The 22819-nt window shown below is 72.2% G+C and carries 19 protein-coding genes; 11 read left to right on the forward strand and 8 right to left on the reverse strand.

Annotated features, from left to right (window positions below):
• Window positions 1–83 precede the first annotated feature (83 nt).
• On the reverse strand, window positions 84–1106 hold the full coding sequence (locus tag AB0I06_RS31955) for a LacI family DNA-binding transcriptional regulator (protein WP_363122341.1): 1023 nt from the start codon (window positions 1104–1106) through the stop codon (window positions 84–86).
• Window positions 1107–1509: 403 nt separating this feature from the next.
• Here AB0I06_RS31955 and AB0I06_RS31960 point away from each other — a divergent pair, with 403 nt between their 5' ends.
• A complete protein-coding gene (locus AB0I06_RS31960) occupies window positions 1510–5163 on the forward strand; it encodes a LamG-like jellyroll fold domain-containing protein (RefSeq protein ID WP_363122342.1) in 3654 nt (1217 codons plus the stop codon).
• Window positions 5164–5247: 84 nt separating this feature from the next.
• On the opposite strand, the gene folE is transcribed toward AB0I06_RS31960, so the two are convergent.
• From folE to AB0I06_RS31975, 3 genes are all read right to left on the reverse strand, one after another.
• On the reverse strand, window positions 5248–5901 hold the full coding sequence (gene folE, locus AB0I06_RS31965) for a GTP cyclohydrolase I FolE (protein WP_363122343.1): 654 nt from the start codon (window positions 5899–5901) through the stop codon (window positions 5248–5250).
• A 1-nt stretch (window position 5902) separates the two neighbouring features.
• On the reverse strand, window positions 5903–6343 hold the full coding sequence (locus AB0I06_RS31970) for a hypothetical protein (protein ID WP_363122344.1): 441 nt from the start codon (window positions 6341–6343) through the stop codon (window positions 5903–5905).
• Between the two features lie 76 nt (window positions 6344–6419).
• Window positions 6420–6968: a DUF2231 domain-containing protein gene (locus AB0I06_RS31975; RefSeq protein WP_363122345.1), complete on the reverse strand. Its 549-nt coding sequence runs from the start codon at window positions 6966–6968 to the stop codon at window positions 6420–6422.
• Window positions 6969–7088: 120 nt separating this feature from the next.
• Here AB0I06_RS31975 and AB0I06_RS31980 point away from each other — a divergent pair, with 120 nt between their 5' ends.
• From AB0I06_RS31980 to AB0I06_RS31995, 4 genes are all read left to right on the forward strand, one after another.
• Window positions 7089–7841 (forward strand): helix-turn-helix domain-containing protein, encoded by a 753-nt coding sequence (locus tag AB0I06_RS31980; RefSeq protein ID WP_363122346.1) that lies wholly within the window; start codon window positions 7089–7091, stop codon window positions 7839–7841.
• Window positions 7842–7958: 117 nt separating this feature from the next.
• On the forward strand, window positions 7959–8903 hold the full coding sequence (locus tag AB0I06_RS31985) for an MIP/aquaporin family protein (protein ID WP_363122347.1): 945 nt from the start codon (window positions 7959–7961) through the stop codon (window positions 8901–8903).
• A 230-nt stretch (window positions 8904–9133) separates the two neighbouring features.
• Window positions 9134–9532 (forward strand): cupin domain-containing protein, encoded by a 399-nt coding sequence (locus AB0I06_RS31990; protein ID WP_363122348.1) that lies wholly within the window; start codon window positions 9134–9136, stop codon window positions 9530–9532.
• Between the two features lie 757 nt (window positions 9533–10289).
• A complete protein-coding gene (locus tag AB0I06_RS31995) occupies window positions 10290–11666 on the forward strand; it encodes a glycoside hydrolase family 43 protein (RefSeq protein WP_363122349.1) in 1377 nt (458 codons plus the stop codon).
• 28 nt (window positions 11667–11694) lie between these two features.
• Here AB0I06_RS31995 and AB0I06_RS32000 read toward each other — a convergent pair whose 3' ends face one another.
• Window positions 11695–12081 (reverse strand): peptidase inhibitor family I36 protein, encoded by a 387-nt coding sequence (locus AB0I06_RS32000; RefSeq protein ID WP_363122350.1) that lies wholly within the window; start codon window positions 12079–12081, stop codon window positions 11695–11697.
• 178 nt (window positions 12082–12259) lie between these two features.
• On the opposite strand from AB0I06_RS32000, the gene AB0I06_RS32005 reads away from it, so the two are divergent.
• Window positions 12260–12985, forward strand: a complete 726-nt coding sequence (locus tag AB0I06_RS32005) for an SDR family NAD(P)-dependent oxidoreductase (RefSeq protein ID WP_363122384.1) — start codon at window positions 12260–12262, stop codon at window positions 12983–12985.
• Between the two features lie 28 nt (window positions 12986–13013).
• Here the strand turns inward: AB0I06_RS32005 and AB0I06_RS32010 are convergent, their stop codons facing one another.
• Window positions 13014–14525: a glycoside hydrolase family 43 protein gene (locus AB0I06_RS32010; RefSeq protein WP_363122351.1), complete on the reverse strand. Its 1512-nt coding sequence runs from the start codon at window positions 14523–14525 to the stop codon at window positions 13014–13016.
• A gap of 621 nt (window positions 14526–15146) precedes the next feature.
• On the opposite strand from AB0I06_RS32010, the gene ppk2 reads away from it, so the two are divergent.
• Window positions 15147–16103, forward strand: coding sequence for a polyphosphate kinase 2 (gene ppk2, locus AB0I06_RS32015; RefSeq protein WP_363122352.1), 957 nt, complete (start codon window positions 15147–15149; stop codon window positions 16101–16103).
• Between the two features lie 45 nt (window positions 16104–16148).
• Here the strand turns inward: ppk2 and AB0I06_RS32020 are convergent, their stop codons facing one another.
• The gene (locus AB0I06_RS32020) at window positions 16149–16511 is read right to left on the reverse strand and encodes a hypothetical protein (protein WP_363122353.1); all 363 of its coding nucleotides are present in this window, start codon (window positions 16509–16511) and stop codon (window positions 16149–16151) included.
• Between the two features lie 59 nt (window positions 16512–16570).
• Window positions 16571–17011: an ATP-binding protein gene (locus AB0I06_RS32025; RefSeq protein WP_363122354.1), complete on the reverse strand. Its 441-nt coding sequence runs from the start codon at window positions 17009–17011 to the stop codon at window positions 16571–16573.
• Between the two features lie 853 nt (window positions 17012–17864).
• Here AB0I06_RS32025 and AB0I06_RS32030 point away from each other — a divergent pair.
• The 4 genes from AB0I06_RS32030 to AB0I06_RS32045 all read left to right on the forward strand — a co-directional run bounded on the left by AB0I06_RS32030 (window position 17865) and on the right by AB0I06_RS32045 (window position 22745).
• Window positions 17865–19013: a hypothetical protein gene (locus tag AB0I06_RS32030; protein ID WP_363122355.1), complete on the forward strand. Its 1149-nt coding sequence runs from the start codon at window positions 17865–17867 to the stop codon at window positions 19011–19013.
• 92 nt (window positions 19014–19105) lie between these two features.
• Complete coding sequence (locus AB0I06_RS32035; protein WP_363122356.1) at window positions 19106–19636, forward strand: 2Fe-2S iron-sulfur cluster-binding protein; 531 nt, start codon at window positions 19106–19108, stop codon at window positions 19634–19636.
• A complete protein-coding gene (locus AB0I06_RS32040; protein ID WP_363122357.1) occupies window positions 19633–20637 on the forward strand; it encodes a xanthine dehydrogenase family protein subunit M in 1005 nt (334 codons plus the stop codon). The genes AB0I06_RS32035 and AB0I06_RS32040 overlap by 4 nt, the downstream gene beginning before the upstream one ends.
• On the forward strand, window positions 20634–22745 hold the full coding sequence (locus tag AB0I06_RS32045; protein ID WP_363122358.1) for a xanthine dehydrogenase family protein molybdopterin-binding subunit: 2112 nt from the start codon (window positions 20634–20636) through the stop codon (window positions 22743–22745). Before AB0I06_RS32040 ends, AB0I06_RS32045 begins: the two co-directional genes overlap by 4 nt.
• The last annotated feature ends 74 nt before the right edge of the window (window positions 22746–22819 follow it).

Raw genomic sequence — 22819 nt, forward strand, 5'->3', positions numbered from 1 at the left:
GGCGGTGAGGGGTGAGCCCGAAGAAGGAGAAGGAGAACAGAGGTGGAGACAGGAGAGGGAACGAGAGGAAAGGAGAGGAGGGGTCAGGGCCGTGGGGAGCCGGAGGCGGGGCCGGTGCTGGCCCGCAGCGAGATGGGGGGTGTCAGCAGGTGGTGGCGGGCGGGGGCACCGGGCTGGTCGAGCCGCTCCACCAGCAGTTCGACGGCGCGCCGTCCCATCTCCTCCGCCGGTACGTCCGCCGCGGTGAGCTGCGGGGTCACCGTCTCCGCCCACCGGCTCGCCACCACTCCGGTGACGGAGAAGTCGCGCGGCACATGGCGGCCGGCCCCGGCCAGCCCCCGGTACAGGCCGCCCAGCGCGGCCTCGTTCAGCGTGACCAGGGCGGTCGTCTCCGGCTCGTCGCGCAGGATCCGCTCCACGCAGGCCTGGCCCGAGGCGGCGTCGTCCCCGCAGCAGTACGTGCGGACGGTCAGCCCGCGCTCGGCCGCGGCCTTGGTGAAGCCGTCCAGACCGCGGTGCGCCGACTCGTACCCGGCCTTCAGCAGCTGCTCCGGCCGGTTGACGAAGGCGATCCTGCGGTGGCCCAGGTCCGCGAGGTGGTGGACGCACGCCGCCGCCAGCGCCGTGTGGTCGAGCGCCACCCACCAGCCGTGCTCCGGGTGGGCGGTGCGGCCGATGGCGACGGCCGGGAAATCCAGCGCATCCAGGTGCTCGGCCCGGTCGTCCTCCAGCCTGATCTCCATCAGGATGGCGCCGTCGACCCGCCGCTCCCCCAGCAGCCGCTGGAACGAGCGGTCGCTGTCCACGCCGCTGGGTGACAGCAGCACGTCGTAGTCGTAGGCCGCGGCGGCCTCCACGACACTGCCGATGAAGTCCAGCTGCATGCCGGTGTAGTGGTTGCCGGCCGGCGGGAAGACGAGACCGATCGTGCTGGTCCGCCCGTTGGCCAGGGCACGGGCGCTGGCGCTGGGCCGGTAGCCCAGTTCGTCGACGACCTGCTGGATCTTCCGGCGGGTGGCCTCCGAGACCGGGCGCTTGCCGCTCAGCGCGTAGGACACGGTGCTGCGCGAGACACCGGCACGCTGGGCGATCTCACCGATGTTCACGGCAACTCCTAGCTCGTCGAACCGGTTCGCTTGGCAGGAAGGTAGGAACTGCCCGGACCCCTGTCAATACCCCGAACGCGCGTCCCTGGTGGATCGAATGTCCCGACAAGATCCTCATGTCAGAGGGATTGCTGGCCGTGAGTCCCGGTGCTAGCTTCGCGAACCGGTTCGACACAGCGAGCCGTTCAGGCAGCGGTGGAGCGGAAACCCCCACGCCCCAGCCGCGAGGCCGCCGTACCCGCCGTCCCCACGTGTTCCCCGCCCTCCCGCGCGCCATGGATCGAACCGGTTCGACGGGCACGCCGACCAAGACCGCTGCTCGGCGAAGCGACGCAGCCATGACACGACGACATGCCTGGCACGACACGACGACACGACGACACGACGACTGAGGACGCCATCCATGCCATCCGCTGACAGATTCACGCGGCGCCGGGCCCCGGCCGCCGTGGCGCTGACCCTCGGAGCGGGCCTGCTGGCCGCACCGGCCGCCCCCGCGCAGGCCGCCGACACGCCCCGGCCCGCCGCCCGCTACTCCTTCGACCAGGACGACCTCGTCTCCGGGAAGATCACGGACAGCTCGGGCAACGGCCTGACGGCGACACTGGTGAACGGCTCCACCGCCGGATCGGTCGACGGCACGGCGGGAGGCAGGGCGCTTTCCCTGCCCGGCGGTGCGCCGACCTCCGGTGGCGCGTACGTCCGCCTGCCCCGCCAGGTGCTCGCCGGGACGACCGACCTGACCGTGTCCGCCCGCGTGAAGTGGAGCGGCGACACCTCGCCCTGGCAGCGGCTCTTCGATCTGGGCACGGACACCACCAAGTACCTCTTCGCCACGCCGTACAACGGCGGCGGGCTGTTCCAGACGTCCGTGACCACCGGCGGCGGGGGCGCCGAGGCCCAGGTCCGCGGCTACGCGAGCCTGCCCGCGAACGAGTGGCGGACGGTCACCGTCACCCTCGACACCGCCGCGGGCCGGCTGACCACCTACCTCGACGGCGTGGCGGTGTCCTCCGCCGCGACCGGCATCAAGGCGGGGGATCTGCTGGACGGTTCGGCCACCGCCGCCGGGTACATAGGCAAGTCCCTCTACCCTGACCCGCTGCTCAAGGGCGCCATCGACGACTTCACCGTGTGGCACGCGGCGCTGAGCCCGGAGCAGGTGGCCGGTACGGTCGGTGCCGTGCCGACCGTCCAGGAGCTCTCGCGGACGTCCTTCGACGTCCGCACCACCACCGGGACCGCCCCGTCCCTGCCCGCCGCCGTCCGTGCCTCCTTCTCCGACGGCTACGACCGCGACACCCCCGTCGCCTGGGACGCCGTCCCCTCCTCCGAGTACGCCACGCCGGGCACCTTCACCGTCGCCGGAACCGCGGCGGGGCGCGCGGTGAAGGCCACCGTCACCGTGGTCCGCGAGGGGCAGCTCACCGTCGACCTCGGTTCGAACACCGGCGCGTTCCACGGCGGCGCCTCGGGCACCCTGTACGGCGTGTACGGGCCGGACGTCCCCACCAACAACCTCATCGAGGGCATGGGCCTGCGTACGGTCTCCACCAAGGCGCAGGACGGCCCGCAACACCCCGGCGCCGACGCCCTGGAGGTGGTGAAGCCGCTGGCCGACTCCACCGACGGTGACGTGTACATCTACATGACCGACATCCACCGGGGCTTCCCGTACCAGTGGCCGGGCGACACCCCCGCGGAGAAGCTGAAGCTCTACAAGGAGAAGATCGCCGAGCAGGTCGACCAGGTCCTGAAGCTGCCGAAGCAGTACCAGGACAACATCGTCTTCGTGCCGTTCAACGAGCCCGAGGGCAACATGTTCGGCACCGGCGAGTGGAGCTACGACAAGGTCAGCTGGCTCAACGACCCCGACGCCTTCTTCGCCGCCTGGGACGACGCGTACAAGCTGATCAAGGGCAAGATGCCGGCTGCCCGCATCGCCGGGCCCAACACCAGCGTCCTCTACGACCAGGTGAAGGGCTTCCTCACCCACACCCTGGCCGCCGGAACGCTGCCGGACGTCGTCACCTGGCACGAGCTGAGCCACCCGGAGGCGGTCCGCCAGAGCGTCGCCAAGTACCGGGCGTGGGAGAAGGACCTCTTCAAGGGCACCGACCGGGAAGGCACACAACTCCCGATCAACATCAACGAGTACGCGTTCAACTACCACACCTCGGTGCCGGGCCAGATGATCCAGTGGGTGTCCGCGATCGAGGAGTCCAAGGTCGACGCCGACATCGCGTACTGGAACATCGACGGCAACCTGTCGGACTCCGCGGTGCAGTCGAACCGCGGCAACGGGCAGTGGTGGCTGCTGAACTCGTACGCCTCGATGAGCGGCCACACGGTGAAGGTGGCCCCGCCGTTCCCGGGTGAGAACTACACCATGCAGGGCGTCGCCACCCTCGACGAGAAGAAGAAGCAGTCCCGGCTGATCTTCGGCGGGTCCACCGGAAAGGGCCACATCACCTTCGCGGGTGTCCCGAAGAAGGTCTTCGGCAAGCGCGTGCACGCCTGGGTACGGGAGATCGAGTGGAGCGGGCAGGTCGGCGACTCGTCCGGTCCGAAGCTCCTCGCCGAGTCGAATCTGAAGGTCGGTGACGACGGCACGGTCGCCCTCGACTTCGGCGACGGCACCCTGCCGAAGCTGAAGGAGTCCTCGGCCTACGAGATCGTGCTCAGCCCGGCCGGTGAGGCCAAGGGCACGCAGGCGCCGCCCGTGCGCTGGCAGTCCTCGTACGAGGCGGAGGACGCCGCGCACACCGGCTCCGGCTGGTCGAAGAACGGCCCGGAGGGGTCACCGCGTGACGTGTCGAAGTTCTACACCTCCGGCGGCTACGACGTCGGCGGCCTGCGCACCGGGTCGGACGTGGCACTCGACTTCACCGTGGACGTGCCCGAGGACGGCACCTACGACCTGAGCGTCTTCGCCAACTCCCTCAACACGTTCGACAAGGTCAAGGAGCAGGGCCCCACCAACGTCTTCCTGCGCGTGGACGGCAAGGCGGGCAGTGAGCGGGAACTGCACCTGCCGCTCGGCTACAAGTGGGTCGTCTGGGACCACACCGACACCACCCTCGAACTGACCAAGGGCAAGCACACCTTGACGCTCGCCGCCAAGAGCGCCGACGGCAAGCGCGCCACCAAGGGCGACGCCATCGTCGACCGCCTCACCCTCTCCCTCCCCCGCGCCTCGGCGGACACGCAGGTGTACGAAGGTGAACTGGCCTGGCCGTCCGGCGGAGCGCGCCCGGTCTACGACCTTCCGAAGCCGGCGACCACCGGCTCGGGCGCGATGCGCCTCGCCAAGGGCCAGAGCGCGACCTTCTGGGTCTACTCACCGGCCGACCGTGAGGCCACCCTCCGGGTCGACACCCTCGGTGGAACAGGCGCCCGGCTCTCCGTCAACGGCCATGACGTCCTGCGTCTGGCCAAGGGCCGGAGTGGTGCGGCGGTCTCCCTCTCCGGCGGAGTCAACAAGGTGACGGTGACCGGTGGTCCGGCCACGACCCTCGTCGACCGCCTCACGGTGACACCGACCGAGGGCACACTGCCGGTGCGCACCTACGAGGCGGGCGACGCCCGGCTCGCCGGTTCGGCCACGCTCGCCCCGCTCTCCCTGGCCACCGACGGCACGGCGATCACGGGCATCGGCGGGGCTCCCGGCAACGGCAACACGGCGACGTTCACCGTCTCAGCGGACCGGGCCGGCCTGTACGCGCTGCGCATCCGCTACTCCAACCCGGAGCAGTCCGAGGCCACCCACTACAACCCCGACCCGCTCGCCCGCCACGCCGACCTCAGCGTCAACGGCGGCCCGGCACATCGCGTCGGCTTCCCGCACAGCTTCCACCAGAACAACTTCTGGGAGCTGACGGTCCCGGTTCAGCTGAAGAAGGGCGAGAACACGATCGGCTTCCGCTCCGAGGAACGGCCGAACTTCGACGGCACCACCTACGCCTCGGACACCTTCCCGGGCGTACTGCTCCGCTCCCGGTACGCGCCGCTGATCGACCGGATCAGCCTCGCGCCCTATGCGCGAGAGCTGCGGTGAGCCGCTGACCCGCGGCGCCCGGGGCCGTTTCCAGACGGCTCCGGGCGCCCGCGTCACCGGCCTCTCGGGACAGCACACCAAGGGTCAGGCCACCCCGGTGAGCGACAGGAACTCGGCGCGCGAGCGCGCGTCGGAGCGCAGCAGGCCGAGCAGGGTCGAGGTCAGGGTGTCGGAGCCGGTGGCCTGGACGCCGCGCAGCGTCATGCAGGAGTGCTCGGCCTCGATGACCACGCCGACGCCCTTGGGTTCCAGCTGGGTCTGCAACCAGTCGGCGACCTGCTTGGTCAGCCGTTCCTGGACCTGGGGGCGGCAGGCGAAGTGTTCGACGACCCGCGCCAGTTTGGACAGGCCCAGGATGCGCGCGCCGGGCAGGTAGCCGACGTGCGCGACGCCGACCACCGGGAGCAGGTGATGCTCGCAGACGGTGCGGACCGGGATGCGCCGGGCGAGGACGAGTTCGTCGTACCCCTCGTCGTTGGGGAACGTGGTCAGGTCGAAGGGGCGCGGGCTGAAGAGTTCGGCGTAGGCGCGGGCCATCCGGCCGGGTGTGCCGCGCAGGCTCTCCGAAGCCGTGGAGATGCCGAGGGCCTCGAGGAACCGGCCTGCCGCGGTCTCCGCGGCGGCCAGGTCGACCCCGTCGGATTCGTGGACCACCCGCAAGGCCGGCCGTGCGGGTGCCCCCGGCACGTCGTCGAGCAGGTCGCTGCGCAGGGAGGTCTGCACCGGGTAGTCGGTCATGTCAGCTACCTCCGATGCCCAGCGCGGTGAGCAGGACGAGGACGAGGGTGACCACGGCGAAGAGTCCGTGGGCGATGACCACCGGGAGCGGGAAGTGCCGTTCGGCGGGGACGGTCCCGGACTCCGCGGGGGCGGCGGAGACCGCCGGGTGGGCGCGGCGGACGGGGATCCAGCGCGCCAGCATCACGAAGCCCAGCAGGGCGACCGGCAGCAGCAGACCGAACGCCGTCCAGGCCAGGGCGCTTTCGTCGGCGACGACGTAGACGATCCACACCACCAGCCCCAGCGCGGCCAGGGCGAAGTGGCCGAAGACGACGGGCGCGGGCAGGCGGGTCGCGCCCGTCCCTCGGCGGTGGATCCCGCCGCGCCGGATCCAGGTGCCGAGCATGAGGAACCCGCCGAGGGCGGTGACCACCCAGGCGATCAGTGCGGCGATGTCCATGAAGAGCTCCGAGGGTGAGGACGATGTCGGGGGCGGCCGGAGGGCACCGGTCGCCGGGTGGGCCCGGCCGGGCCGGTCATACGGAGGAGCGGGAGCGCCCCGGGCCGCGGTCGGTGGTGAAGCCCTCGGCCTGGGTGTTCTCGTCGGCGACACGCACGCCGTAGCGGTAGGCGAGCTTGCCGCCCAGGAATCCCGAGACGCCCAGGGCCGCCACGCTGACGGCGGACAGGACGAGCGGGCCGGCGCCGACGCTTCCGCCGTCGGCGTGATCGCCGAGACGCCACAGGAAGTTCACGACGTAGGCGGCTGTGACCAGCAGGTTCAGCGTCATGTGCACCAGGGCGGTGCGAAAGGCGGGGGTGGCGCCGGGAAGGGCGAACAGGTCGAGGAACCCGACCATGGCCGCCAGCAGGGCACCGATCACCCCGATCGCGATCAGCCACTCGGAGGCCTGGGTCAGGAAGCCCGGGCGGCTGACGACGTGGGACGCGATGTCGAACACCAGGCTGGTGACCCAGGCGCCGATCGGCACGGTCACCAGGATCGGGTGGAACGGATGGCCGTACGGCCCGGCGAGCGAAGGGCTGACCGGGCGTTTCGCCTGAAGCTGTGACTCTTCGACCATGGTGACCTCCAGGGGTTTCACCAACAAGTCTTGGTGTTATTCCGTGCCGCCGTCAAGTCATGCAGCACAGAGCGGCGAAAGAACTGCTGTTCCCATGCCTGTGGGAGTTACCGTGGTCCCGTGGCTTCCGACCCGTCCGCGCAGGCCGACCAGGCCGACAGCGCCATCGACTCCGTCAGCGTCCTGAGCGAGGACTCACGCCGACGCATGTTCGCCTTCATCCGGCGTGCCCGGCGTGCCGTCACCCGTGACGAGGCGGCCGCCAGCGTCGGCATCTCCCGCAAGCTCGCCGCCTTCCACCTCGACAAGCTGGTCGACGCCGGGCTGCTGCGCGCCCGCTACGAGGCGCCGGACGGAACCCGCAAGGTGGGCAGACAGCCGAAGGTGTACGAGCCCACCGACGCCCAGATCACCGTGAACATCCCCGACCGGCGCCACGAACTGCTGGCGGACCTGCTCCTGGACGCCGTCCTGACCGAGCGGGCCGACGAGAACGCCGGCCAGGCGGCGATGCGCGCCGCGCGGGAGCGAGGCCGGCAGGTGGGCGAGGCGGCACGCACCGAGACCCGTCCGGGCCGGCTCGGCGCCGAGCGCGGCCTGACCGCCTGCGAGCGCCTGCTGGACCGGTACGGCTACGAGCCCGTCCGGGAGACCCCGACCCGGCTCCGGCTGCGCAACTGCCCCTTCCACCCGCTGGCCGCGAAGGCCCCCGACCTGGTGTGCGGCATGAACCACGCCTTCCTCAGCGGCTACCTCGACGGCCTGGAGGTCAACGGCGTCCGCGCTGTCCTGGCGCCCGAACCCGGGGAGTGCTGCGTCCGGCTCGGCTCCGGCGAGAGCGAGCCCGCCGACGGGGCGCCCCGGAGCGACTGAGCCACCGCGCCACCGCGCCATGTGGGCATCTCCTGCGGTTGCCGCGCCCCTCGCCCCGGGTTACGACGTGATGACCGCGCGTCAGCCCGGACCGCGGCGAACCCAGGGAGAAATCACATGGCAGTGGAGATCAAGCCTCTGGTGAAACCCTCCAGGCTCAGACGCCGTGCAGGCCTGGCGGGCGAGTGCCTGGCCGAGTTCCTCGGGACGTTCGTCCTCATCTCCTTCGGATGCGGCGTGGTGGCCATGACCGTGGCGGCCCTGCCCGGCTCGGGGCGCACCGAGGGGCCCACCGTCTTCTTCCTCGGCGCCGGTGACTGGCTCCTGATCACCTGGGGCTGGGCCATGGCCGTGATCCTCGGCATCTATGTGGCCGGCGGCGTCAGCGGCGCGCACATCAACCCGGCGGTGACCCTCGCCTTCGCCGTCCGCCGCAGGTTCCCCTGGGTCAAGGTCGTGCCCTACTGGGTGTCCCAGGTGCTCGGCGCGCTGGCGGGGGCCGCTCTCGTCTACGCCGTGTACCACGACGCCATCAACGCCTTCGACGCCGCCATGAAGGGGCCCAAGACGAACGGGAAGACCCTCGCCTCGTTCTCGATCTTCGCCACGTTCCCCGCGCCGTACTTCAACGGCGGGGTCTGGGGCCCGCTGATCGACCAGATCGTCGGCACCGCCTTCCTGGTCATGCTGGTGGTCGCCCTCATCGACCTGCGCAACACGGCCGTGAAGGCGAACCTGGGCCCGCTGATCATCGGTTTCGTCGTGGCCGCCATCGGCATGTCCTTCGGCGCGAACGCGGGGTACGCCATCAACCCGGCCCGTGACTTCGGCCCGCGGCTGTTCACCTGGATGGCGGGATGGGAGCAACTGGCGTTTCCGGGCAGTCTGGCCGGGGCGTTCAGCGACTACTGGTGGATCCCGATCGTCGGGCCGCTCGTCGGCGGTGTGATCGGCGTCCTGGTGTACGACCTGTTCATCGGCGACGTGCTCCACGCCCGCGCGCAGCAGGGCGAGGAACCGGAACCCGGCCGGACGCGCCCCACCACGTCCGACGAGGAGTGACGGCACGCAGGCGACGGGCCTGCGAGCGCGGGCCCGGGCTCGCCTCGCCGCGGCGCGGACAGGACGTACGCGCCGCGGCCGGGGGCGGCCGGGCCCGGCCAATGGGGCATGATCATCGCGCACGGGGCCGATGCTAGATTCCTGCGTGCATCCGCCCGTGAGCGGTGCGGCTCGCCTGCCGGCCAGGTGGACCGCCCCGGGGCAGGCCCGCAACGGAGGTGGCACGCCCCATGACCGACCCTCAGACGCCCCTCGGCGCGGCCGACGCTCCCGTGCCGCGGGTCCTGTGCAACACCGCGTCGCTCGCCGCCGCCGAACCGGCGTCGACCGGCGCCTTGTGGCGTCTGGCCGAACCCGGCCGGCAGCTGGACGCCAACCTGGTCCGCATCCCGCCCCACGGGTCGGTCGACGCGCACGCGGAACCCGACCTCGACGTCCTGCTGCTCGTCGTCTCCGGCCACGGCACGCTCGGCTCCGCGGCCGGGCCGAGCCCCCTGGAGCCCGGCAGCCTGGTCTGGCTGCCGCACGGCGGCGTGCGCGGACTGACCGTGGGCGAGAGCGGCCTGTCGTACGTGACGGTGCACCGCCGCCGCCCGGGCATGCGGATCCGGCCCCGGCCGGACGCGTGACGGCGGGGCCGGACGAACAGCCACAGATCCCGGGGCTGCACGCGTCCCGTGCGAGGTGAACGGTGTCGAGGAGGACCGACTCGTCCTCCGAGCGCCGGGTGCGTCGGCGGTGATGTGGGATCACAGGTGTTCCGGGTCGGCCACGGCGGGCAGGGCCGGCACACGCACCGCACCGCCGAGGTGAGGCGGCCCCGGCCTCCGCGGGGCCCCGGCCTCCGCATGACCGACGCCGTGCGCCCGCGCGACGGCAATGAACTCCGTAACGGTCAGCGGATTCCGCCCCGGCCCGGCGTCCGGCCGAGGCGACCCGGGACGCAGGGCACACGGGTGGCAACGCCCAACGCACCGCTCCCCAAGCCGGTTGGGACGACCGCTGCCCTGCGGGGGTCCACCGGCACGGGAGCCTGAGCCGGGAGCGGCAGTCGCGGCATCACGGTTGCCACCCTCGCCCCCCGGCAGGCGACAGCGGCCGTGAACGCCCGCCCTGCGCGGCAGGTGTTGAGGGTGAGGGCGGCACGAGTATTGACGGTGACACCACGGGCCCCCTACGGTCCCATCCGGCAACACGAACGACGTTCGATATACCGATCATGTGTGACGGCGTACTCCTCGCCCGGCCCCGGCACGGAAACGGTGCTGTCCGTCACCGCCGAGGTTCCGGCGCGCGGGTCGCCCCGTCCCCGCGCTCCCCTGACCGGTCGCGAACTCCGCCCGCCCCGGCGGAGGTTCGGCGTCCCCGCACCCCCTGGAGAAGCACATGAGCCCGAACCCCCACCTCTCCCGCCGCGGTCTCCTCGGCATGACCGCGGCCGTGCCGCTCGCCCTGGCCCTCGGCGGCGGCACCGCGCACGCCGCCGACTCCGCGTACGCGATGGTCTACTTCACGGAGTCGACCAAACTGGGCGACGGCACGGACTACGGACTGCACCTCGCCGTCAGCCCCGACGGGCTCAACTGGACACCGCTCAACCAGAACAACCCGGTCGCCACTCCGACCGCGGGGGCGCTCGGGCTGCGCGACCCGTTCCTGATGCGCAAGCAGGACGGCACCTTCGTCGTGCTCGCCACCGACCTCAAGGGCACCGACTGGAACTACAACAGCCAGTACATCCACGTCTGGGACTCGGCCGACCTGCGCACCTTCACCGGCTACCGGCGTCTGAAACTGCACGACATGGCCACCCACAGCTGGGCGCCGGAGGCGTTCTGGGACGCGGGCCGGCGGCAGTACGCGGTGATCTACTCCTCGGTCAACTCCAGCGGCCACAACGTGATCATGGTCAACTACACGACCGACTTCGTGACCGCCTCCGCCCCGCAGGTCTTCTTCGACCCCGGCTACGACGTCATCGACGGCGACATGGCCGTGGGCGTGAACGGCTACAACTACCTCTACTTCAAGAAGAACCAGACCCTGGTGGGAGCCAGATCCACTTCCCTGAACCCGGGCAGCTTCACCGAGTTCAGCACCGGCGTGGCGCACGGCGGCACCGAGGCACCGACCCTGGTGAAGTCCCTGACGTCCGGCACCTGGTGGCTGTGGGGCGACACCTACACGCCCAACGGCGTCTTCTACGCCTGGCAGTCCGGCGATCTCGCCTCCGGCACCTGGACCGCCCTGGACCAGAAGAGCTACACCCAGCCGGTCAACTCCAAGCACTGCGGCATCGCGCCGATCACCTCGGCGGAGTACGGCAACCTGCTCGCGAAGTGGGGAGCGCCGTCCTGGAACCGGCTCAAGTCCTACAACTATCCGTCCCGTTACGTCCGTCACGCGGACTATCTGGGCCGGATCGACGAGTACCCGATCGAGCCGTACAAGGACTCCCTGTGGACTCTGGTTCCGGGACTCGCCGACAGCTCCGCGGTCTCCTTCCGGTCCGTCAACTACCCGACCCGCTACCTGCGGCACTACAACTACGCGCTCCGCCTCGACACCAACGACGGCACGTCGACGTTCGCCGCGGACGCGACGTTCCACCGCACGGCGGGCCTGGCCGACGCGAGCTGGACCTCGTTCCGCTCGTACAACAACCCGACCCGCTACATCCGGCACTCCGACAACGCCCTGCGGATCGACCCGGTCTCCACGACCACCGACCGGCAGGACGCCACCTTCCGCGTCGGCTACTGAGCCCAAAGGCGGAGTCGCCGGACACCGCTCAGCATTCGCCGCCCCACACCGCGCTGTGCAGGGTGACCGGGCCCAGGAAGCTGTCCACGTTGGGGTCGTTCGGGTAGTGCAGGCACCCACGGAAGTTTCCGCCGGCCTGGGCGGTGAGGTTGAAGTGGATGTGGTCCGCGCCCGGGAAGCGCACACCGTTGTTGAGGATGTACATCCCGTGCTCGGAGTACAGGTTGTACAGGTTCCCCGTGGACTTCCACGTCGGCGGGCCGTAGGCCACGCTGTTGTTCCACACGCAGACGTACTCCCGGGGGCAGTCCTCCGGCGCGGCCGACGCCGGTGGCGCCGCGACCACACCGGCGGCCGCCGCCATCAGCAGGACCGCTACGCCCACACCCGCCTTCTCGCGCAACCGTGCCTTCACAGTGCCCTCCCTCTCGGTCGACCTCCGGGTGGCCAAGCATCGCGCCCCGGCCGGGGTTCCGGTCCCTGACAGATGTCAGGGACGAAACCCCGGCCGGGGCTTTCGTAGAGTGCGCAACGATGGGTACCGCCACGGCATCGACTCGGTGCGAGAAGGAGGCAGTGTTATGCGAGGAGCGGTGAGCCGGATCCTGGTGACCGGTTCCGCGGACGGGCTGGGGCGGGCCGCTGCGGAGGCGCTGCTGGCCGCGGGTCACGACGTGGTGGTGCACGCCCGGAACGACGAACGTGCGGCGGATCTGGGCGAGCTGTCCGGCCGCGGGGCGCAGGTGGTGGTCGGTGACTTCGCCGACCGTGACGCCGTGCGCGAGGTCGCCGACGAGCTGAACGCCTCACGGCCGCTCGACGCGGTGATCCACAACGCCGGGGTGTGGAGCGGACCGGCCGTCATGCCGGTCAACATCGTCGCGCCGTATCTGCTGACCGCCTTGCTGCGCGGGCCGCGCCGGCTGGTGTACCTCAGCAGCAACGCGCATCTCGGCGGCCGTCCGTCGCTGGAGGGGGTCGACTGGCGGGGCGGGAGCGCGGGGTCGTACGCCGACAGCAAGCTCTTCGTCACGACACTCGCCGCGGTGGTGGCCCGGCTGCGCCCCGGGGTGCTGAGCAACGCCGTGGACCCCGGGTGGGTGCCGACGAGGATGGGCGGGCCGAGCGCACCCGACAGCCTAGAACTCGGCCACCAGACGCAGCAGTGGCTGGCGTCGAGCGACGACCCCGAGGCCCTGACCACCGGCGGGTACTGGTACCACGGACGGCGGTTGCAGCCGCATCGCGCCGTCCACGACGAGGCGTTCCAGGACCGTCTCCTGCGCTCACTGGCCGAGGAGACCGGCACCGCGCTCTGAGAGGAAGGCTTCCCCTCGCCGGGCCGGGTCAGGCGTCGAGCGGCTCGTAGTCGAACCAGTCGAAGTGGACGGTGCCCGCCGCGGCGTACATGCCGATGACACGGCCGGTGAAGCCGCCGGCGACCTCGGTCGACAGGTACCGGCCGTCCAGCGAGGCGAGTTCGGTGAACGTGCCCCGAGCATCCTCCATTCCCAGGGTGACGGTGTCCGGTCCCTGACGTGGGTCGGTGACCTTCCGAGTGGCGACCGTCTCCACCCTCAGCACCACCGGGCCGCCGTCCGTCGGACGGGACGCCACCTCCGTGCGGAACGGACCCACGCGGGTGAGGACCCGCACCTCGTTCGGTGTGGCCTCGATCTCGTAGTGGTGCTGTTCGTCGAGACGCACGGCCAGTCCGCCCCGTCCTGCGGACGGATCGGCGAGCACCCGCGCGCGGCACGACACATGCTGCTGACGGCGGCCCACGAAGGTGACCTCGGGGTCGTCGAGCGACTCGCCCGCGGCGCGCAGGGTGAGCCAGCCGGGCCGTTCCCCGGTGGTGCAGTTCTCCGCCGGGCGGGAGCGGAGCGAGATCCAGGCGGGGGCGAGATCACCGAGGCCGAAGTCGTCGCGGACCGGCACGGCCGCGGGCTCCTGGAGCGGCCACGGCGGCCGGGCCAGGTCGGGTGAGACCTCGCCCACGACCGGCCAGCCGTCGGACCAGGTCACCGGAGCCAGGAACGTCTCGCGGCCGAGGACGTGCCAGCCGGGTGTGCCACCGTGCGGCCGGACGCCGAGCAGGAGCATCCACCACGAGCCGTCCGGGCCCTGCACGAGATCGGCGTGGCCCGTGTTCTGGACGGGGTGGTCGGTGCCCCGGTGGGTCAGGACCGGGTTGGCGGGGCAGGGCTCGAAGGGGCCCTGCGGTGTGCTGCCGCGGGCGATCGAGACGCCGTGACAGCGCTCGGTGCCGCCCTCGGCGATGAGCAGGTACCAGTAGTCGCCGATGTGGTACAGATGCGGTGCTTCGGGGGCCTTGGCGCCGGGGGCACCCGACCAGAGGCTCCGTCGTTCGCCGTATGTCTCGCCCGTGCGGAGGTCGAGGCGGACCTGTCCCACTCCGGCCGTGGTGCACCAGCAGGTGCCGTCGTCGTCCCAGGCGAGGTCGGGGTCGATGCCGTGCACGCCGGTCAGCCGGATCGGGTCGGACCAGGGGCCGGCCGGGTCGGTGGCCGTGAAGAGCAGGTTCCCGTCGGCGCTCACGTTCGTGACGATCAGCCAGAAGCGGCCGTCGTGGTGGCGCAGGGTCGGCGCGTAGATCCCGCCGGAGGACGGTGTGCCGGGCGGCAGCCGCAGCTGGCCGGGCCGGTCGAGGGCGTTGCCGATCTGGGTCCAGTGCACCAGGTCGCGGCTGTGGAAGATCGGTACGCCGGGGAAGTACTCGAAGCTGGAGCACGCGAGGTAGTAGTCCTCGCCGACCCGGCAGACGCTCGGATCCGGGTGGAAGCCGGGGATCACGGGGTTGGTGACGGTGGCGTCCGTCTCGGGCCTGCTCGGCACCCTGATCGGGTCCTTTCGTCGAAGGCGGTCGGGCGGCGGTACGAGGGAGGGCTCCCCGGAGGCTAACGACGCCGGAGCACCCCGGTCAATGGTCCCCTTGGCTCCGCCCCGGGGCTCAACTCCCGGGCGGGGACGTGCTGGAGAGGGCCGCCCCCATGTCCTTCGGCTCGCGGCACGACGCCACGCTGACCGGCCGGGACGCCTCTCCCCCGGGCCCCCGCGTCCCCCGTCCTCGCCCACCCGCCCGTCGGCCGCGTGGTCGGCCGAGCCCACCCACCCGTCGGTCGCGTGGTCCGCCGAGCCCGCCCGCCGCCGCCGGACCACTCCCACGCCGTCGCTCCGGTGCCCCGGAGCGACGGCTTCTCTCCCGGCGAGCCTGCGCGTCGGACGGGACAGCGCACCACGGCCCGGCCGCCCCGGCATTCGCACACCCGACCGTTTGCCCACATGGGAGGGGCCGGGCGGGGCACCCGGGTGTTCGTCCAGCAGCCCGGGGAGCCGATCATGCCCACCGTCGCCGCCGGCGCCGAATGGGGTGTGCCGCGGCGGTGCGCGCGCCCGCCCTCCCGCAGCCGCGTGACCTTTTGACCGAACCGTACGAGCCGAGCGGGGAGCCTCGTGATGAACGCCGAAGACGCCGACAAGCTGCTGGACGGACTGACCGTCGACGACAGCCGCAGAGAGCAGCCGATCGTGCTCGACGGGGAGGGACGCCCCATCCGGACGTGGCGGGAGAACTATCCGTACGACCGCAAGGTGAGCCGCAAGGAGTACGAGCGGGCCAAGCGCATCCTCCAGATAGAACTGCTGAAGCTCCAGCGGTGGGTCAAGGACACCGGCGCACGCCTGGTCGTGGTGTGCGAGGGGCGTGACGCGGCGGGCAAGGGCGGCACGATCCAGCGGCTCACGGAGCGGCTCAACCCGCGTGGCGCACGCGTCGTGGCCCTGGACAAGCCCACCGAGCGCGAGATGGGCCAGTGGTACTTCCAGCGGTACATCGCTCATCTGCCGACGGCCGGGGAGATCGTCTTCTTCGACCGCTCCTGGTACAACCGGGCCGGTGTGGAGCGCGTGATGGGCTACTGCTCCAAGGACCAGTACGAGCTGTTCCTCGACCAGTGCCCGGCCTTCGAGCGGATGCTGGTGGACGACGGCGTCCTGCTGATGAAGTTCTGGTTCTCGGTGTCCCGCTCCGAGCAGCGCACGCGCTTCGCGATACGGCAGGTCGACCCGGTGCGCCAGTGGAAGCTCTCCCCGACCGACGTGGCCTCGCTGGACCTCTGGGACGACTACACCGAGGCGAAGGTCGACATGTTCCGCGCCACCGACACCGCCCACGCCCCCTGGACCGTCGTCAAGAGCAACGACAAGCGGCGCGCGCGGCTGGAGACCATGCGCAGCCTGCTGTCGCGCGTCGACTACGCCAGCAAGGACCGTGAGGCGGTCGGCACGCCCGACCCGCTGATCGTGGGCGCGGCCGACACCCTGCTGGAGCCGGGCGAGGAGGACACCACGCTGTCCCCCACCCCGCTGTCCCCCGGCGCCGGCGGCCCCGGCAACCACCCCGGCACCGCCTGACACGGCCCCGGGCCCCCGGCACTGTGCGAGGGGGCCCGGGTGTGCTCAGCGTCGGGCGGCGGCGCGCGTTTCCGTGCGGTGGTCGTAGTACGCCCAGACGGTCACCGCCAGCACGGCGGTCAGCCCCACCGTCAGGACCCGCACGGTGCCGCTGGTCAGGTAGGCGACGAGCCCGGTGAGCCCGGCCCCGCCCAGCATGACCAGACGGCTGAAGAACCGGTTCTCGGGCGGCTGGGGGTCCTCCCGGTCCTTGAGGTCGTGCAGGGCCTCATGAGCCGGATGCGCGGAGCCGCGCCGGGCTCGGGCGCGGTACGCCAGTGCGTAGCTGATCAGCGCGTACAACGCGACAGCTCCCAGGACCCAGAGCCAGACATGGGGGTCGTCACTCGATCCACGTGCCAGGTACACGACACTTCTCCTCGGAAGCGGTCCTCACGGGTGAGCAGGGATCAGCGGATCCCGCGGTCCTACCGGTCGTCGCCGGCGTCGCCGGCGGCCTCGGGATCGGGGTCGGGGTCGGCGGGGCGGAAGCACGCCGTCACCGTCTTGCCGTGCCGCCGGCACGAGATCCCCCACTCGTCGGCGAGCTTGCGCACGATCGCCACTCCCCGGCCGGAGGCCTCTCCCGGCTCGGGATCGCGCTGGCGGGGCAGGGACGGATCCTCGTCGTGGACGCTCACATGCAGGCAGTCGCCGTCCCATGTGAGGACCAGCTGCGCGTCACTGTGCGCGTGGATGTGCGCGTTGGTGATCAGCTCCGAGACGGCCAGCACGACGGAATCCACCGTGTCCGGCTCGGCAGCGGCCCAGGGCAGGGATTCGAGCCGCCTGCGCGTCCACTCCCGCCCGGCGCGCACGCCTTCGGACATCCGGAACGAGTGCGCCCACCCCATCGCCTTCACTGCCACGGCCCCCGGTCCCCTCTCCTTCGCCCACGCACGGTTCGTGCGGGAACCGTGTACCCGGTACGCGCACAGCCAGGCATGAGAGCGTCGCCGGCTCGCCGGGACGGGCGAGGTCGGGGGCGCCCGGGGTCGCCGTGGGGCGGGCTCGTACGAGCGCGAGGGGTGACCGGGGCGTACCGGCGGCTGCTCACCCGCTCAGCGGGAGCCGTCGTCCGGCCCGGAGTGCCGCCTCACTGACCACCTGGGCGGGCGGGGCTCATGGCGGTCCGGGCCGGGCACCCGTACGCGAGCAGGGCCCGCCCCGATGCGGATGGTGAGCGGGCCCTGCTCGCGCACCATTGTCGGGACCGCCCGGCACGCGGACCACGCGTGAGATCCACCGGTGCGCGCGCGACGCGCACACCCCGTGCGCAGGGCGCGCCTCCCGCGCGCGTGGCGCACCTCCCGCGCATCCGGAACCACTCCAGGGCGCCTCCGGAAGCCGTCTCACCCGGTCCGGTACCGCTTCACCCCGCCCGCCGCCCCAACGCGCCGCCGCCGTGTCACATGGCACGGCCCGCTTCGGGTAGGCGAGGCGCATGACCGACGGCGAGACCGAAGAAGAGCGCGACCGGGCCCGGCCCTTCGACCGCGAGCGGCGCGATGCGGACAGCCCGGCCGGCGTCCCGGACGTCCCCGGCACGCCGAGCGACGGCCCTGCGCGCGACCGGAGCGCGCTCCGTGCCGGCCGACGGGGTGAACGGTCATAGGTATGGACGTCACCGGCGCACCCAGCAGGGTGCGACCCCGGGTAGCACCCGTCGGCCTGCGGCGACGATACTGGCAGGCGCACGTTCCCCCGCTCACAGATGGACTCATGCAGACCTCCCTCACCGTCCGTTCCACGACTCCCTCCACGGTGTGGCTGGCGCGCGGCCGCCACACCCCGGACTCCGCGGAAGACGTTCTCCGGCGCTCCCTCCAGCAGCGCAAGGACAGCCAGACCATCGACGACTTCATGGAGCTGCCCGCCGACGGGGCCGCCCCGGCGGAGCGGGTGTTCCAGGCGCGCTGGCGGGCCGGCGCCGGCGTGACCGTGCGAGCCCGGCTGAGCGTGCGGCCCGACGCCGGTGACGGAACCGGCCAGGAGTGGATCCTGGTCGCCGAGGCCGAGGAGCCCTGGGACGACGCGTGGCCCTCCCCCACCGCCCTGTTCTGGCCGGAGGAGCCGGACACCGCCTGGGAGCAGGACCCCGGCTCGGGGCTGGCCCTGGGGGCGATCAATCCGCTGCCCCAGGACGACAGGGAGATCCGCCGCCTGCTGAGGAACGCGGTGCGCGGCGGATGGCACCTCCACGTCGTCGTCCACGAGGCGATGACCACCGACGACCGGGGTCGCACACCGGTGGCGCGCTGGCTGCCTCCGGGGCTGCGCCCCCGCGTGGTGGAGCACCGCGCCGCGCCGCAGCAGCTGCGCGGCCTGAACTGGGCGCTGCGGGACTCCGGTGTCGAGGTCCCGCGCGGTGGAGCGGTGGTGCTGCCCGGTGTCCCGGCGCCGGAGGGGTACGAGGCCCAGGACTTCTCCGTGCGCGCGGTCTTCCTCGACGGCTCCGAGCCGGCCGATCTCGTCGACGCGGTGAAGCGGTTCGCCGCGCTCCCCCGGCCCCTGCCCGACGGCGCGCAGGAGGCCCTCACGGCGCTGCGGGAGGACTGGCACCTGCTGACGGTCCACGAGGAGCTGGACCGTCAGCGCGCCCTGGTCGCCATGTACGCCGAGGCACTGGAGGCCATGACAAAGTCCCGTGACCTGTACCGGGAGGCGGCCGAGAGCGCCCACGAGGCCCTGGCCGCCTATCAGCAGACCGCGGACACCGCTCCCGTCGTGCCGCAGCCCTCCGGCCCGCCCGCAGCGTCCCCGCTCCAGCAGCTCACACGGACGCTCGAACGCTTCAAAGTCAAGCGGGCCGTGCCTTCGGCCGGGGACGAGGCGAGCACCGCCGTCGAGCCCGTGACATCGGAGCGTTAGCGCCTTCCCCGTGGGACGCACGTGTCAGTCGTGCCCTCCTGGATACGCGGTCCCCACAGCATCACGGCCCGCCCGGGAAGGTCCTCCACGACATGGGCAACCACCAGCACCACTCGCAGAGCACGCTCCGCGTCAACGGCAAACCCCACACCCTCACCCTCGACCACCGGCGGGTCCTGCTGGACCTCCTGCGCGAGGACCTCGGTCTGACAGGCGCCAAGAAGGGCTGTGACCACGGCCAGTGCGGCGCCTGCACGGTCCTGGTGGACGGGCGGCGCGTCAACAGCTGTCTGCTGTTCGCGGTCGCCCTGGACGGCTGCGAGGTCACCACCGTCGAGGGTCTTGCCGCCGACGGGGAGGGACCGCATCCGCTGCAACGGGCCTTCATGGAGCGCGACGCCTTCCAGTGCGGCTACTGCACCCCCGGCCAGATCTGCTCCGCGGCCGGGATGCTCGCCGAGGCTGCGGCAGGTCACCCTTCGCACGTCACCGACCCGGCGACGCCCTCGGGTGAGCCGGTGCCGCTGGACCGGGCGGAGATCCGGGAGCGGCTGAGCGGCAACCTGTGCCGCTGCGGCGCGTATCCGCGCATCGCCGAGGCCGTGGAGGACGTGATCCCGTGAAGGAGTTCGCCTACGTCCGCGCCGGCAGCGTCGAGGAGGCGACCTCCGCGTACGCCTCCCACCCCGGCGCCCGCTACCTCGGCGGCGGCACCAACCTCGTGGACCTGATGAAACTCGGCGTCGAGACGCCCGCCGCCCTCATCGACGTCACCCGGCTGCCCCTCGACACCGTCGACGAACTGCCCGACGGAGCCCTGCGAATCGGGGCGATGGTCCGCAACAGCGACCTCGCCGCCCACCCCCTGGTCCGTGACCGCTACCCGGCCCTCTCGCAGGCGGTGCTCGCCGGGGCCTCCGGGCAGTTGCGCAACGCCGCGACGACCGGCGGGAACCTGCTCCAGCGCACCCGGTGCCCGTACTTCCAGGACCTGTCGAAACCCTGCAACAAGCGCGAGCCGGGCAGCGGCTGCGGCGCCCGGGACGGCGTCCACCGTGATCACGCGGTGCTGGGGCACTCCGCGCACTGTGTCGCCACCCACCCGTCGGACATGGCGGTGGCACTCGCCGCCCTCGACGGGCGGGTCGAGCTGGACGGGCCGGAGGGCACACGGAGCGTGCCCGCGGCCGACTTCCACCGGCTGCCCGGGGAACGGCCCGAACAGGACACCGAGATCCGCCCCGGCGAACTGGTCACCGGCGTCGTGCTCCCGGCCGCCACGGCCGGGCTGCCGTCGGCCTACCGCAAGGCACGCGACCGTGCCTCGTACGCCTTCGCGCTCGCGTCCGTCGCGGTCGTGCTGCGCCTGGAGGACCGGGTGATCGGCCATGTGGGGCTCGCCTTCGGGGCGCTGGCGCACCGGCCCTGGCGCGCCCGGCGCGCGGAGGAGGCGCTGCTGGGCGCCGCTCCGACCCGCGCGGCGTTCGAGCACGCCGTCGACCTGGAACTGTCGGCCGCGCAGCCGCTGCGCGACAACGCCTACAAGGTTCCGCTCGCCCGAAATCTCGCCGTGGACGTGCTGTCCCGGCTCACGGACACCGCACTCACCGGGAGGGCCTCATGACCGGCAGTGTGGGTGCTCCCGCCGAGCGCCGGGAGGGACACGAGAAGGTCACCGGTACCGCCCGCTACGCCGCCGAGTTCCACTCCCCCGGCCGGGCCCAGGCCTGGCCGGTTCCGGCGCGGGTGGCCCGGGGCCGGGTGAGCGGCGTCGACACGGCGGCCGCCCTGGCCGAGCCCGGTGTGATCGCCGTCCTCACCCACGAGAACGCGCCACGCCTGGCCGAGCCGGACGATCCCACGCTCGCCGTGCTGCAGAACGCGCGGGTGCCGCACCGCGGTTGGTTCGTGGCCCTGGTGGTGGCCGAGACCCTGGAGGCGGCGCGGGCCGGTGCCTCGGCCGTCCGCGTCAGCTATGAGACCGAGGACCACGACGTGGCCCTCACGGCGTCGCACCCGGGTGTGTACGTGCCCGAAGAGGCCAACGGCGGCCATCCGGCCGTGCGTGAACAGGGCGACCCGGACCGGGCGTTCGGTTCCTCGGCGACGCGGGTGGACGTCGCCTACCGGGTGCCGCCGCTGCACAACCACCCCATGGAGCCGCACACCAGCACCGCCCGCTGGGAGGACGGCCGGCTCACCGTGCACACGTCCAGCCAGGGTACCGGTGCCGTGCTCGCCGTGCTCGCCGGGCTGTTCGGCCTGCCGAAGGAACGCGTCGTCGTCACCGCCGAGCACGTCGGCGGCGGCTTCGGGTCCAAGGGAACGCCACGGCCCGACGTGGTCCTCGCCGCCATGGCGGCCCGCGCGACCGGGCGGCCGGTGACGGTGGCCCTGCCGCGCCGCTTCCTGCCCGCCGTCGTGGGGCACCGGGCGCCGACCCTCCACCGGCTGCGGCTCGGCTCCGACGCGGACGGCCGCCTGACGTCGCTCGTGCACGAGGTCACCACGCACACCTCCCGCATCAAGGAGTTCGTGGAGCAGGCGGCGGTGCCCGCACGGGTGATGTACGCCGCGCCCCACAGCCGCACCCTGCACCGGGTCGCGGCACTCGACGTGCCGTCGCCGTCGTGGATGCGGGCGCCGGGCGAGGCGCCGGGCATGTACGCGCTGGAGTCCGCCATGGACGAGCTCGCCACCGAACTGGGCATGGATCCGGTCGAGTTGCGCGTCCGCAACGAACCGGACGTCGAACCCGACAGCGGAAGGCCGTTCAGCAGCAGGCATCTGGTCGAGTGCCTGCGCGAAGGCGCCCGGCGCTTCGGGTGGGACGGGCGCGACCCCCGCCCGGGCACCCGCCGGGACGGATCGGTGCTGCTGGGGACGGGCGTGGCGGCGGCGACGTACCCCGTCATGGTCGGCCCCTCCACGGCGGCGGCCCGCGCGCTGCCCGACGGGACGTTCCTGGTGCGGATCAACGCCACCGACATCGGGACCGGCGCCCGGACCGTGCTGGCCCAGATCGGCGCCGATGCCCTCGGGGTGCCGCTGGACCGGGTGCGGATCGAGGTCGGCAGCACGGAACTGCCCTCGGCACCGCTGGCCGGGGGATCGTCCGGCACCGCCTCCTGGGGCTGGGCGGTCCACGACGCCTGCGCCGGACTCGCCCGGCGGCTCGCCGAGCACACCGGGGCGGTACCCGAGCAGGGCCTCGACGTCCGTGCCGACACCAGGGGCGCGGCGGACGCCGAGAGCGACTTCGCACGGCACGCCTTCGGGGCGCACTTCGCCGAGGTCCGCGTGGACACGGTCAGCGGCGAGGTCCGGGTGGGCCGGCTCCTCGGGGTGTACGCGGTGGGCCGCGTCCTCAACGCCCGCACCGCGCGCTCCCAGTTCGTCGGCGGCATGACCATGGGCCTGGGTATGGCGCTCACCGAGGGCAGCACCATGGACGCCGCGTTCGGTGACTTCACCGAGTCGGACCTGGCGTCGTACCACGTGCCCGTGCACGCCGACGTCACCGGGATCGAGGCGCACTGGCTCGACGAGGAGGACTCCCGTCTCAACCCCATGGGCAGCAAGGGGATCGGGGAGATCGGCATCGTCGGGACGGCCGCGGCGATCGGCAACGCGGTCCACCACGCCACCGGCGTCCGCTTCCGCGAACTCCCCCTCACCCCCGACCGGGTGCTGACCGGGCTGCTCGACGGACGGACGCGCAAAGCGGTGTGACACGAAGCGACGGGCGGACGCGCAAGGCGGTGTGACGCGGACACGAGTGGACCGGACCGGCCGATGTCAGCGGC

Origin of the sequence: Streptomyces sp. NPDC050674 (genome assembly GCF_040654575.1) — a bacterium.
GTDB lineage: Bacteria > Actinomycetota > Actinomycetes > Streptomycetales > Streptomycetaceae > Streptomyces.